General features: G+C 71.0%; 13 protein-coding genes. 10 read left to right on the forward strand and 3 right to left on the reverse strand.

The window, feature by feature from the left end; genetic code table 11:
* Positions 1-135 precede the first annotated feature (135 nt).
* The 5 genes from dhaK to K338_RS0103625 all read left to right on the forward strand — a co-directional run bounded on the left by dhaK (position 136) and on the right by K338_RS0103625 (position 4,923).
* On the forward strand, positions 136-1,143 hold the full coding sequence (dhaK, locus tag K338_RS0103605; protein ID WP_022916815.1) for a dihydroxyacetone kinase subunit DhaK: 1,008 nt from the start codon (positions 136-138) through the stop codon (positions 1,141-1,143).
* Entirely contained in the window at positions 1,140-1,784 is a 645-nt protein-coding gene (gene dhaL / locus K338_RS0103610) for a dihydroxyacetone kinase subunit DhaL (protein ID WP_027286393.1), read from the forward strand. The genes dhaK and dhaL overlap by 4 nt, the downstream gene beginning before the upstream one ends.
* A complete protein-coding gene (gene dhaM / locus K338_RS0103615; RefSeq protein ID WP_022916817.1) occupies positions 1,781-2,521 on the forward strand; it encodes a dihydroxyacetone kinase phosphoryl donor subunit DhaM in 741 nt (246 codons plus the stop codon). The genes dhaL and dhaM overlap by 4 nt, the downstream gene beginning before the upstream one ends.
* 144 nt (positions 2,522-2,665) lie before the next feature.
* Entirely contained in the window at positions 2,666-3,289 is a 624-nt protein-coding gene (locus K338_RS24275) for a TetR/AcrR family transcriptional regulator (RefSeq protein ID WP_169579516.1), read from the forward strand.
* Positions 3,290-3,336: 47 nt separating this feature from the next.
* Positions 3,337-4,923, forward strand: a complete 1,587-nt coding sequence (locus K338_RS0103625) for an MDR family MFS transporter (RefSeq protein WP_022916819.1) — start codon at positions 3,337-3,339, stop codon at positions 4,921-4,923.
* Positions 4,924-4,997: 74 nt separating this feature from the next.
* On the opposite strand, the gene K338_RS0103630 is transcribed toward K338_RS0103625, so the two are convergent.
* The 3 genes from K338_RS0103630 to K338_RS0103640 all read right to left on the reverse strand — a co-directional run bounded on the left by K338_RS0103630 (position 4,998) and on the right by K338_RS0103640 (position 8,334).
* A complete protein-coding gene (locus tag K338_RS0103630; RefSeq protein WP_022916820.1) occupies positions 4,998-6,008 on the reverse strand; it encodes a Gfo/Idh/MocA family protein in 1,011 nt (336 codons plus the stop codon).
* A complete protein-coding gene (locus tag K338_RS20295) occupies positions 6,005-7,072 on the reverse strand; it encodes a Gfo/Idh/MocA family protein (protein ID WP_022916821.1) in 1,068 nt (355 codons plus the stop codon). The genes K338_RS0103630 and K338_RS20295 overlap by 4 nt, the downstream gene beginning before the upstream one ends.
* Before the next feature lie 80 nt (positions 7,073-7,152).
* Entirely contained in the window at positions 7,153-8,334 is a 1,182-nt protein-coding gene (locus K338_RS0103640) for a Gfo/Idh/MocA family protein (protein ID WP_022916822.1), read from the reverse strand.
* Positions 8,335-8,395: 61 nt separating this feature from the next.
* Between K338_RS0103640 and K338_RS20300 the strand changes: the two genes are divergently transcribed.
* From K338_RS20300 to K338_RS20305, 5 genes are all read left to right on the forward strand, one after another.
* Positions 8,396-8,827: a DUF4233 domain-containing protein gene (locus K338_RS20300; protein ID WP_022916823.1), complete on the forward strand. Its 432-nt coding sequence runs from the start codon at positions 8,396-8,398 to the stop codon at positions 8,825-8,827.
* Complete coding sequence (ndk, locus tag K338_RS0103650; RefSeq protein WP_022916824.1) at positions 8,824-9,252, forward strand: nucleoside-diphosphate kinase; 429 nt, start codon at positions 8,824-8,826, stop codon at positions 9,250-9,252. The genes K338_RS20300 and ndk overlap by 4 nt, the downstream gene beginning before the upstream one ends.
* Before the next feature lie 174 nt (positions 9,253-9,426).
* Positions 9,427-10,938, forward strand: a complete 1,512-nt coding sequence (locus K338_RS0103655) for a CoA-acylating methylmalonate-semialdehyde dehydrogenase (protein ID WP_022916825.1) — start codon at positions 9,427-9,429, stop codon at positions 10,936-10,938.
* A complete protein-coding gene (locus K338_RS0103660) occupies positions 10,935-11,837 on the forward strand; it encodes a TIM barrel protein (RefSeq protein ID WP_022916826.1) in 903 nt (300 codons plus the stop codon). Before K338_RS0103655 ends, K338_RS0103660 begins: the two co-directional genes overlap by 4 nt.
* Positions 11,834-12,952: a Gfo/Idh/MocA family protein gene (locus K338_RS20305; protein WP_022916827.1), complete on the forward strand. Its 1,119-nt coding sequence runs from the start codon at positions 11,834-11,836 to the stop codon at positions 12,950-12,952. Before K338_RS0103660 ends, K338_RS20305 begins: the two co-directional genes overlap by 4 nt.
* Positions 12,953-12,960 lie beyond the last annotated feature (8 nt).

Raw genomic sequence — 12,960 nt, forward strand, 5'->3', positions numbered from 1 at the left:
CGCGATCGGTGCAGTCGCGGTTCAATGGTCGTGGACCGACCTTGCCGCTGGCGAGCGGGCTGCGACAGGTCCACGATAGGAACCCCACAGTGGTCTTCTGCCCGACCCACGGGCGGTGCGTGCGAAGGAGCTGTCATGAAGAAGTTGATCAACGACCCGCAGCAGGTCGTGGCCGAGAGCGTGGCCGGGTTCGCGCTCGCGCACTCCGACCTGGTCACCATGAGCCAGGACCCGGACGCCCTGTTCGTCTCCCGGGCTGGCGGTGCCGTGCCTGGCAAGGTCGGGCTGGTCAGTGGTGGCGGCAGCGGTCACGAACCGCTGCACGCCGGGTTCGTCGGCGTGGGCATGCTGGATGCCGCCGTGCCCGGTGCCGTGTTCACCTCGCCGACCCCGGACCCGATCCAGGCCGCCACCAAGGCTGCCGACGGCGGTGCCGGGGTGCTGCACATCGTGAAGAACTACACCGGTGACGTGCTCAACTTCGAGACCGCCGCCGAGCTCGCCGAGATGGACGACATCACGGTCAAGACCGTGGTGGTCAACGACGACGTCGCCGTGCAGGACTCGCTGTACACGGCGGGGCGGCGCGGTGTGGCCGGCACAGTGCTGGTGGAGAAGATCGCCGGCGCAGCGGCTGAGCGCGGTGACGACCTGGAGAAGGTGCACGAGATCGCCACCCGCGTGAACGCAGGTGTGCGCTCGATGGGCGTGGCGCTGACCGCCTGTACCGTGCCGCACGCCGGTAAGCCCTCCTTCGACCTCGGCGAGGACGAGATCGAGATCGGCATCGGCATCCACGGCGAGCCGGGCCGGGAACGGATCCCGGCGGCCAGCGCGGACGAGATCACCGGCCACCTGCTCACCGCGGTAGCCGACGACCTGCAGGTCACCAGTGGCGACAAGCTGCTGCTGATGGTCAACGGCATGGGCGGCACCCCCGCCTCCGAGCTGTACATCGTCTACGGCCGTGCGCGGGCGATGCTCGAGGAGCGCGGTGCCACCGTGGAGCGCTCCCTGGTGGGCAACTACGTCACCTCCCTGGAGATGCAGGGCGCCTCGGTGACCGTGCTCCGACTCGATGACGAGCTCACCGACCTGTATGACGCTCCGGTGGTCACCACGGCTCTACGGTGGGGAGCATGATGACAACTCTGGACGTGACCTGGGCGAGAGACTGGGTCAAGGCGAGCGCCGCCGTCGTGGCGGAGCACCGGGTCGACCTGATCGACCTGGACCGCGCGATCGGCGACGGGGACCACGGTGAGAACCTGGACCGTGGTTTCACCGCCGTGCTGCGCAAGCTGCAGGAGGCCGAGCCGGAGACGATCGCAGACGTCTTCACGCTGGTGGCCAAGACCCTGATGTCCACGGTCGGCGGGGCCGCAGGACCGCTGTACGGGACCGCGTACCTGCGGGCTGCCAAGGCCGCCGACGGGCAGAGTCTGGACGCAGCGGGCGTGGCGGACATGCTGGACGCGGCCCTCGGCGGCATCGTCGCCCGCGGCAAGGCCGAGGTCGGGGACAAGACGATGGTGGACGCATGGTCGCCGGCCGTGGCTGCGGCCAAGGAGGTTGCCACCAGCGGGGGCAGTGCCGGTGCGGCGCTCGCGGCTGCAGCGGACGCGGCCGCGCAGGGGGCGCTGGACACAGAGCCGCTGGTTGCCCGCAAGGGCCGCGCCTCCTACCTCGGGCAGCGTTCTGCCAACCACCGCGACCCGGGTGCGCAGTCGACCGCGCTGCTGCTGCGCGCCGCTGCGGACGTCGCCGCAGGCGGGCGCAGATGAGCCGCCCGACGGCACTGCTGCTGGTCTCGCACTCCGCCCAGCTGGCTGCCGGGGTCGCCGAGGTTGCCGAGCAGATGGCACCGGACGTGCTCATCCGGCCTGCTGGGGGCACGGAGGACGGCCGGATCGGTACCAGCTACGACCTGGTAGACGATGCGGTGACCGGGCTGCTGGACGAGGGCGCGCAGGCCGTGGTGCTGCTCACCGACCTCGGCTCGGCGGCGCTGACCGCCGACTCGGTGCTGGAGCTGCGGGACGATGCGCGGCTGCAGCTGGCCAACGCCCCGTTCGTCGAAGGTGCGGTGGCTGCGGCGGTGGCCGCGCAGGGCGGCGGGGATGCCGTCGCCGTGCTGAGCGCAGCCCAGGATGCAGCAACGATCTTTGCCGACGACGGCGCAGCCGGGCCTGGTGCGCAGCCTCACCCAGGTGCAGGTGCTGGGGGCGATGCGGTCCCGGCCGGTGCCGGGACGACGGGGGAGGAACCGGTGCAGCGCACCCTGGTGCTGCGCAACGAGCTCGGTCTGCACGCGCGGCCGGCAGCCCAGCTGGCCCGGAAGATGAGCGAGCTGGATGCGCGGGTGTGGGTGAACGGCGTGGACGCGGCGAGCGTGCTGGCGCTCATGGGTCTGGGCCTCACCGGAGGAGCGGAGATCCAGGTGGAGGCTAGCGGCCCGCAGGCCGAGGAGGCGATCGCAGTGCTGGAGGCGGACGTGGAGGCCGGTTTCGGCGAGGAGTGAGCGGCTGGGGTCTTGCGAGGGTCGGTCGCCCCGGAGCCGGTGACCGGCCCTCGCTGCTGCCCGGGACCGGTGTGAGCGAACTCACGGCACACAGGTGGGCTCTGCGCTCGATGCCTCAGCGCACGAAGCGTAAACTTGCACATCGTGCAAGAAGATGGGCTGGGGCTGCGGGAGCGGAAGAAGCGTGCCCGCCGGGACGCATTGATCGACGCCACCCACGAGCTGGTTCGCGAGCAGGGCCTGGAGCAGGTCACCGTCGAGGACATCTGCGACCGGGTCGGTGTCTCCGTGCGCACGTTCTTCAACTACTTCGACTCCAAGATCGATGCCGTGTTCGGGGTCGCGCCGACCACGTTCGACCGGCAGGTGGCCGAGGTCTACGCCACCGGCGGGCCCACTGGCGACCTGGCTACTGACACCCGCACCCTGGTCAGCGCGCTGCTGGAGTTTCCCGGACCCTCCAAGGAGCGGGTGGGAGTGGCCATCGAGCTGATGAAGGTCGAACCCACGCTGTTCTCCCGGCACATGGAGCTCTTCGATGCGATCCGCCAAGAGATGCAGAGCGTGATCGGGCGCCGGCTGGACCGGGAGCGCGCTGAGGCAGCTGCCCGACCGGAGCTGATCGCGGTGGCGGTGTTCCACATCGCCCGCTGCGCCACCACCCTCTGGTACGAAGCCGGCAGCGCCGGACACCCGCGCGACTACATCGACGCCGCCTACCGCGACCTGCACACTGTGCTCGGCCCGCAGCCGCCGCCCGCCAGCTGACGCGCCCACCGAGCCCACCGCACCACCACAGACCTCGAAGGAACCTGATGACCGCAGCAACTGCGCCCACAGAGGGCCGACCCACAGTGGTGCTGAACCGGCGCACCGTCTGGCTGATCTTCGCTGCCCTGATGTCGGGCATGTTCATGGCCTCGCTGGACCAGTCCATCCTGGGCACCGCGATGCCGACCATCGTCGGCGAGCTGAACGGGGTGGAGCACCAGGGCTGGCTGATCACCGGCTACATCCTGGCCGTGGCCATCGTGATGCCGCTGTACGGCAAGTTCGGTGACATCTGGGGCCGGCGCTGGCCGTTCCTGGTGTCGATCGCGCTGTTCACCGTCGCCTCTGCGGCCTCCGGCTTCGCCACCAGCTTCGGCGCCCTGGTGTTCTTCCGCGCCATCCAGGGCCTGGGCGGTGGTGGCCTGATGATCCTGTCCCAGGCGATCATCGCCGACGTGGTGCCCGCCCGGGAACGCGGTAAGTACATGGGTCCGATGGGGGCCCTGTTCGGGGTGTCGGCGGTGCTCGGACCGCTGCTCGGCGGTTTCTTCACCGACCACATGGACTGGCGCTGGTGCTTCTGGCTGAACATCCCGATCGGGTTGGTCGCCTTCGGTATCGCCTGGGTGACGCTACGGCTGCCCAGCCGCTCGGCGAAGAAGCGCCTCGACGTGCCGGGCATGATCCTGCTCGCCCTGGGCACCTCCGGTATCGTGCTGGCCGCCAGCTGGACTTCCTGGACCGGCAACACCGGCTACGACTGGGCCGACCCGTCCCTGATCGCCCTGGTGGTCGGCACCCTGGTGGCGATCGGCCTGTTCATCGTCGCCGAGACCCGCGCCGAGGACCCGCTGCTGCCGCTGCACCTGTTCAGGAACCGCACCTTCACCCTGGCCGCGGGCATCGGCCTGGTGATCGGGATGAGCATGTTCGCCGCCCTGGGCTTCCTGCCCACGTTCCTGCAGATGTCCACCGGGTCCGGGGTCACCCAGTCTGGTCTGCTGATGCTGCCGATGATGGCCGGCGTGATGCTCACCTCGATCACCTCCGGGCTGGCGATCGTGAAGATCGGCAAGTACCGGATGTTCCCGATCGCCGGGATGGCCATCGCGACGGCGGGTCTCATCTGGCTCACCCGGCTCACCGGGGACATCTCGCTGCTGCTGTTCTCGGTGATGATCTTCGTTCTCGGCGCGGGCCTGGGCCTGGTGATGCAGACCATCGTGCTCGCCGTGCAGAACTCGGTGGACCCGCGCGAGATCGGCACCGCGACCAGTGCGAACAACTTCATCCGGGAGATCGGTGCAGCCGTGGGGACCGCCCTGTTCAGCACCATCTTCACCTCCCGGCTGGTGGACAACCTCACCGAGGGCTTCGCCAAGGCCGGTATGACGCCGGGAGCCTCCGGTGGGTTGGGCGTGGACTCGCTCACCCCGGAGGCGGTCAACCAGATGCCGGAGGCGATCAAGCAGATCGTGGTCAGCTCCTACGCTGATGCGCTGGCGCCCTCGTTCTGGTACCTGGTGCCGCTGATGGCCGCCGGCTTCGCCCTGGCCCTGTTCCTGCGCGAGGTGAAGCTTTCCGAGACCGCCGGGATGGTCGCCCGCGGCGAGGCGGTGACCACCCACTAGCTGGGTAGTCGCGAACGCCCTGGTTCGCGGCCGCTGAACCGATTCAGGCCGCAAACCAGGGCGTTCGCGACTGATCAGTGCACGGGGACGACCTGGCCGGTGGCGGCCGACCGCTGTGCCGCTGTCACGATCGCGAGCGTGCGTGCGCCCGTCTCGCCGTCGGGCTGAGGCCTGCGACCGGTGCGCACCGCGTCCAGGAACTCGCCGATCATCGCCGCATCCAGGTCGGGACCGAACGACTCCCAGAGCGCGCCCTCGGCGTCGTACCCAGCCACGTGAGCGTCGAACGGGTCGATGCGCATCGACCCGGCGGTGCCGTGCACCTCGAGGGTCAGCCCACCCCAGGTGGGCGCAGAGTCCGGCAGGCTCCAGGAGCTGTCCAGCTGGGCGATCACCCCGCTGGGATAGCGCACGCTCACCGCGGCACCGGTCTCCACGTCTCGGCCTGCGTCCGAACGCAGGATCCGGTTCGTCACGGCATGCACCTGCGCTGCGGGTTCACCGAGCAGCTCGTCCAGCAGGTCCGCCAGGTGCACCACGTGGTCGACCAACGCACCACCGCCGGAGCGCGCCGGGTCGGTGAACCAGGACCGCTCCGCCAGCGGCATCTTGCCGTTGTTCGTGCCGTGCACGGAGAGGATCTGCCCGAGCTGCCCCTCCCGGACGCGCCCGACCAGCTCGGCGAACTCCGGGGAGAACCGCACCGGGTAGGCGGTCATCAGCAGCACACCGGCCTCCTGGGCCGCGTGCACCATCGCGTCCGCGTCCGCATCGGTGGTCGCCAGCGGCTTCTCGCAGAGCACGTGCGCACCGGCGGCCACCGCCTGCTCCACCAGGTCGCGGTGGTCGGCATTCTCTGCCGCCACCACCACTGCGTCCGGCCGCTCGGCCAGCAACGCGGCCACGTCCGGGACGTACCGCAGGCCCAGGGACTCTGCGAACGCCGCACCGCGCAGCGTCCCGGGGTCCGCCTCGCCCACGTCCGTGGTCACCAGGTCTACCCCGGGCGCACCAGACAGGTACCGGGCGTAGCTGGTGGCGTGCGTGTGGGCGAAAGAGACCAACCCGACCCGTAGCTGCTTCATCGTCCCTCCTCCGTCCGCTCCGGAGCCGGTACAGCGTCCGCCGCCTCCTCGGTGTCGCCCGCGAGCCGAGCGTCGGCAGGGGCCGGGACCTCGACCGGTTCGCCGGTGTGGATCGAGCTGAGCACCGCCTCGGCCACCAGCACGGCGCGGGCCCCGTCCGCACCGGTCACGTTCGCCGGCTGCCCGCTGGTGATGGCGGCGGCGAAGTCGACGATCTCGGCGGTGTACGGGCTGCTGGCCACATCTGTCGGCGGCAGGTACCCGCCGCTGCGCGGGTCGGCCACCTGCACGCGGGTGCCGTCCTGGCGCGCTGAGTCGTGGCTGAGCACGCCCCGGTCTCCGGCGATGTGGAACGAGGAGGAGAACGGCAGGTGCGGATGCCCCCACACGCCGTAGCACTGGCTGACCGCCCCGGACGCGTGCGTCAGGGTGACGGTTGCGCTCGCCGCCCGGGCTCCGCCGTCATCGGTACGTGCGATCGACTGGGCGAACACGCGCACCGCAGGGCCTGCGAACCATTCCGCCTGGTCCAGGTCGTGGATCATCTGGTCCAGCACGATCCCACCGGAACGCTGCTCGTCGAAGAACCAGTCGGCGGTCGGAGCCGCGCTCATCCGGCGGAATCGGCACACTGCCACCCGCCCGACCCGCCCGGCGGCCACTGCCGCGTGCGCCTGGGCATAGGCGGGGAAGTAGCGCACCACGTGCGCCGGGAACAGGTGCACCCCGGCCGACCGCGCGGCCGAGACCACTTCGTGGGCGGCGGCCGTGCTGCGGGCCAACGGCTTCTCGCAGACCACGTGCTTGCCACGGGCGATCGCCGCCAGCGCCAGGTCGGCATGGGTGTGGGTGGGCGTGACGATGTCCACCACGTCCACCCGGTCCCACAGCTCGTCCAGGGTGCTCACCGGGGAGAGGCCGTGGGCGCGGGCGAGGGCCTCGGCGCCGGTCAGCGAGTGCACGCTGACCTCAGCGCCGAGGGACCGCCAGGCAGGGGCGTGCACCTGGGAGATGCTCCCGGCGCCGATCAGCCCCACGCGCAGCGGGGGAGGAGAGGACTGCACAGCTGGGACACCTCATCTCTTCTGCAGGGCAGGAGCGCCTGCAGAGGTCGGGGCTGGAGTGCGTTCTTGTGCCCAGTCCATCACGACCGGGCACCGAAGTGGGCGACGACGTGCTGAGGCAGCGCAGGTACGTCCCGCGGCTGGGAGCCGTCCCGCAGCGACTGGGTCGCGGCCACCGCTGTGGCCACTGCCTGCCGGGCCGCCACCGGTGAGGTGATCGTCCGGCTGCCGTGAGCGAGGTGGTCGAGGAACTCGGTCATCGTGTCCTGGTCGGCGTCACCGTGCCCGGCACTCTCGCCGGTGATCGGGAACTCCCGGTCGCCGGCAGCCTGGTACTCGCACCGGTGGTCCCACAGCCGCACCACACCGCCGGCGCCGTCGCCGAAGTTCTCGATCCGTCCCTCGGTGCCGATCACGGTGTAGTTGCGCCAGTAGTCCGGGGTGTAGTGGCACTGCTGGTAGGAGGCCAGCACCCCGTTGTCCAGCCGCATCTGCACCATGGACAGGTCCTCCACGTCGATCACCGGGTTCAGCTCGCGCAGGCTCAGCGGGGGCCAGCCGTCCCGGTCGAACCAATCCGGCATGGTGCGGTCGGAGTTGTCTCGCCGGTCGCTGATCTGGTCGTACAGGGTGAGCCCGCCCATACCGACCACCCGGGTGCTGTAGCCGCCGGCCAGGTGGTGGATGACGTCCAGGTCGTGGGCCCCCTTCTGCAGCAGCAGACCGGTGCTGCGGGACCGGTCGGCGTGCCAGTCCTTGAAGTAGAAGTCCCCGCCGTGGCCCACGAAGTGCCGGCACCAGATCGCCTTCACCTGACCGATCTCGCCACGGGCGATGATCTCGCGCATCGTGCGCACCACCGCCATGTGCCGCATGTTGTGCCCCACATACAGCGGGGTGCCGGTCCGCGCAGCGGTCAGCAGCACCGCATCGGCATCCTCGGTGCTGATCGTCATCGGCTTCTCCACGTACACCGCCACCCCGGCCTCGAGCAGCTGGGTGGCCACCTGCGCGTGCGTGTCGTCCGGGCTGAGCACGAGGGCCGCCTCAGGTGCCGCTGCGGAGCCGAGCAGCTCGGTCACCGAGGAGAACTCCGGTGCCGGTGCGCCGATCCGCTGCGCGAGCCGCTGGGCTGCACCCGGGGCGGGGTCCACGTAGGCGACGACCTGGGCGCGTCCGCCAGCGAGGGCGTGGGCCGTGATACCGGCCCGGGCGCCGCAGCCGACCACTGCGAGAGGAATGGCGTGATCCGAGAGAGTCATCGCGCCATCATGGCAGCCTCGGCCGGTCTGGTACCGCAGCGGCAACGGCTACCCTGGATCGGTGACCACCCAACCTGAGGCGGAGCACCCCGGTGGTGCTGCCGATGCCACCGCTCCCGCGGCCGCGCGCAAGCAGCGGCCCGCCCGCGTGGTGTTCGGCAGCACTGTGCTCTGGTCCGAGGTGTTCGTGGTGTTCTTCGCGCTGCTCGTCGCCTACGGTCTGCGGGTAGCCGAGCCGACCACGCTGAGCATCCTCGCTGGTATCGGCATGGTCTCCTGCGCAGTGGCCGCACGGCTGCAACGCAGCCGTGCCGGGATCGTGCTCGGTTCGGCAGTGCAGGTGCTGCTGCTGTTCGGCGGTCTGCTGGTGCCGATGATGTTCGTGGTCGGTGGCATCTTCACGGTCATCTGGGCGCTCGGCGTGTGGCTCGGGCTGAAGATCGACCGCGAGCGTGCCGAGCGGGACGCGAGCGCCAGTACGCTCGGGGCATGAGCGAACAGAGCGAACGCACCCTGATCCTGATCAAGCCGGACGGGGTCCGCCGTGGGCTGACCGGGCAGATCCTCGCCCGCGTGGAGGCCAAGGGCTACACCCTGACCGCTGTCGAGCTGCGGGATGCCGACGACCAGCTGCTCGCAGCGCACTATGCCGAGCACGAGGGAAAGCCGTTCTACGCCCCGCTGGTGGAGTTCATGAAGTCCGGTCCGGTGCTGGCCGCCGTGGCCGAGGGGCACCGGGTCATCGAGGGGTTCCGTGCGCTCGCCGGCGCCACCGACCCCACGTCCGCGCTCCCAGGCACTATCCGGGGTGACTTCGGCAGGGACTGGGGTCTGGCGGTGCAGCAGAACCTGGTGCACGGTTCGGACTCGGTGGCCAGCGCGGAGCGGGAGATCGGGCTGTGGTTCCCAGGCCGCTGACCGGTATCTGACGGCCGCCGACTATGTGACTGACATGGCCGGTTCCAGAACCTGCATTTGTCCTGACAAAGGTTGCGTGCGGGTGTGTGGTGGTGGGACGATGGACCGACCACCGCACCGCCCGTCGCCAGCGTTGGACGCTCGGGTCGCCGCGGACCGACCGTCAGGAGGATCATGGCCCCGCGAACCATCCAGCACTTCATCAACGGTCGGCTTCTCGACGGTGCCGGTGCACCGATCCCGGTGCACGACCCGGCCACCGGCGAGGTCACCGGCCAGGTCAACGCGGCCGGCGCCGACGAGCTGGCTGACGCGGTGGCAACAGCCGGTGCCGCGTTCCTGGACTGGTCGCAGCAGTCGCTGAGCAAGCGCGCCGCCGTCCTGTTCGCGTTCCGCGAGCTGGTCGCCGCCAGCACCGACCGGATCGCCGCGGCCATCTCCGCCGAGCACGGCAAGACGCTCGCCGACGCAGCCGGTGAGGTCGCCCGCGGGCTGGAGAACATCGAGTTCGCCTGCGGGCTGCCGCAGCACCTGCAGGGCGCCTACGCCGACCAGGTGAGCACCGGGGTGGACGTCTACTCCTACCGCGAGCCGCTCGGCGTCGTTGCCGGTATCACCCCGTTCAACTTCCCGGCGATGGTGCCGCTGTGGATGGCGCCGATCGCGATCGCCTGCGGCAACGCGTTCATCCTCAAGCCATCCGAACGCGACCCCTCCGCCTCGCTCGTGCTGGCGGACCTGTGGCAGCAGGCGGGCCTGCCGGACGGCGTGTTCACCGTGCTGCAGGGCGGGCCCGACCTGGTCGACGCCATCCTGGACCACGAAGAGGTCGCGGCGGTCTCGTTCGTCGGCTCCACCCCGATCGCCCGGCACGTCTACCAGCGCGCCTCGGCCGCCGGGAAACGGGTGCAGGCCCTCGGTGGGGCGAAGAACCATGCTGTGGTGCTCCCGGACGCCGACCCGAGCAGCACGGCCGCCCACCTGGTGGCGGCCGGCTACGGCTCCGCCGGACAACGGTGCATGGCGATCTCCGCCGTCGTGGCCGTGGGCACCGACGAACAGGTCGAACCGCTGCTCTCCGAGCTCACCGCCCAGTCCCGCCAGGTGGTGGTCGGGCCGTACACGAACGAGGCTGCCGAGATGGGACCGGTGATCACCGCTCAGGCCCGGGACCGGATCTGCGCGGTCATCGGCCAGGCCGAGGCCGGCGGCGCCCGCATCCTGCTCGACGGCCGCGAGCACCAGGTCCCCGGCGCCGAGGGCGGCTACTTCCTCGGCCCCACCCTGCTCGACGAGGTCACCCAGGACTCGGTCGCCTACACCGAGGAGGTCTTCGGTCCGGTGCTGGTGGTGCTGCGCGCCGCCGACCTGGCCGAGGCGCTGGCGATCGTCAACAGCAACCCGTTCGGCAACGGGGCCGCCATCTTCACCGGTGACGGCGCAGCCGCCCGCCGCTTCCAGCGTCAGGTGCAGGCCGGCATGGTGGGGATCAACGTACCCATCCCGGTACCGGTCGGCTCCTTCTCCTTCGGCGGCCGCAAGGACTCCCTGTTCGGCGACACGCACGTCTACGGCAGCGAAGGGGTGGCGTTCTACACCCGGGCCAAGGCGGTCACCGCCCGCTGGCCCGAGACCTCCGCACACCGGACCGCCTCGATGGCCTTCCCCTCGGAGGCACGCCGATGAACCTGCGGCTCGCGAACGCACCGGTCTCCTACGGCGTCTTCGAGCTCGGTGCCGAGGCAGGGGTGGACCTACCTGGCCCGGAGCAGCTGGCCAGCATGATCGCCGCCGCCGGCTACGAGGGCATCGACTCCGGTCCGATCGGCATGCTCGGCCGCGGCCAGGAGCTGCGGGACCGTCTGGCGCGACACTCGCTGGCGCTCGCCGGCGGGTGGGTGGACCTGCCGCTGTCCGACGCCGAGGCGTTCACCGCGGCGCTGCCCGGCTACCGGGACGCGCTGGCGTTCTTCACCGAGGGCAGCGATCCGGACCGGCCCGCCCGGCCCACGCTCGCCGACTCCGGATCTGAGGCGCGCCGCGCCCGCCCGGGCGGGGGCCCGGGCCTGAGCCTGGACCCCCGCGGGTGGGACACGCTCGCGACCAACGTGCGCACCGCCGTCGACCTGGCCCGCCAGGCGGGACTGGAACCCACGTTCCACCCGCACGCCTGCACCTACGTGGAGACACCTGCGGAGATCGACGAGCTGCTCGCACGCACCGACGTCGGCCTCACCCTGGACACCGGCCACCTCATCCTCGGCGGTGGGGACCCCTTGACCGGGCTGCGCCGCTGGGCCGACCGCATCGACCACCTGCACCTGAAGGACGTGCGCCGCGCGGTGCTGGAGGAGGCGGTCGCCACCGGTGCTGGGATGCGCCGGGTGTGGACCGGTCGGGCGTTCGTCCCGCTCGGCGACGGGGACCTAGACCTGGCGGCGGTGATGGAGCTGATCACCGGCGGGCAGCACACCGGGTGGCTGGTGGTCGAGCAAGACGTCATCCCGCAGGTCGGCGACGAGCCGGACCGACCGCAGCGCGAACAGGTGCACAACCGCCAGGTGCTGCGCCGGTGGTTCCCGTGAGGCTGCGCATCGCGGTGCTCGGTCTGGGCGCGGTCGCCCAGAGCGTGCACCTGCCGCTGCTGCTGCGCCGCTGGGCCGAGTTCCAGGTGGTCGCCGTGGCCGACCTGTCCGCCGAGCGGGCCGCCCAGGTCGCCGACCGGTACGGCATCGGCGAGGTGTTCTCCTCCCGGGAGGAGCTGATCGCCGCGCACACCGACGGCCGCTGCCGGCTGGACGCCGTGCTGGTGGCCACCTCGGGAAGCCACGGCGGCGACGTGCTCGCGCTGGCCGAGGCCGGCATCGCCGTACTCTGCGAGAAGCCGCTCGCCCTCGCCGAGGCGGAGATCGTCCGGATCGAGGCGGCCGGGGCACGCGTCCAGCTCGGCTACATGAAGGAGTACGATCCGGCGACGGCGGAGCTCGCCCGGGTGCTGGAGGGATCGTCCGTGCGGGCGGTCACCGTGGAGATCCTGCATCCCTCGGCCGCTCGTCAGCTCGCCTTCGCCAACCTGCTCCCGGCGCCGGCCGACATCGACCCGGACCGGGTAGCAGCCGCTGCGCAGGCCACCCAGGACGCCCTGGACGTGGCGCTCGGCACCAGGACCGAGCGGCGCTGGCGGGAGCTGTACGCGAACGTGGTGATCGGATCGATCGTGCACGACATCTCGCTGCTGCGGCACCTGGGCCACCCGATCGAGCAGGTGCACACCGCCCGCCGGTGGGGTGCGCAGGGTGCGGATCCCGGGTCGGTGGAGTTGACCGGGTCGCTGGCCGGCGGGGCGCGCCTGCACCTGGGCTGGCACTACCTGCCGGACTACCCGGACTACACCGAGACGGTCACCTTCCACCACGAGACCGGCAGTGCGAGCCTGACCTTCGGGGTGCCGTACCTGTTGAACACGCCGACGGTGCTGACTGTGGTGGCGGCCGCTGCGGACGGTCAGTCCCGCACCGAGTACCGGTGGGCGCAGCAAGAGGCGTTCGAGAACGAGCTGCGCGCCTTCCACCAGTTCGTGGCCACCGGCACCCGGCCACGCGCCCAGACCGCGGAGGGTCGGGCGGACCTGGTCGTCGCCCAGCAGATCATCGCCCGCCTGGCCGGTGGTGCGGTGGGCGGCGAGGCCGCCAGTCGCTGACCCACGCT

Origin of the sequence: Ruania albidiflava DSM 18029, assembly GCF_000421225.1 — a bacterium.
Taxonomy (GTDB): Bacteria; Actinomycetota; Actinomycetes; order Actinomycetales; family Beutenbergiaceae; genus Ruania; species Ruania albidiflava.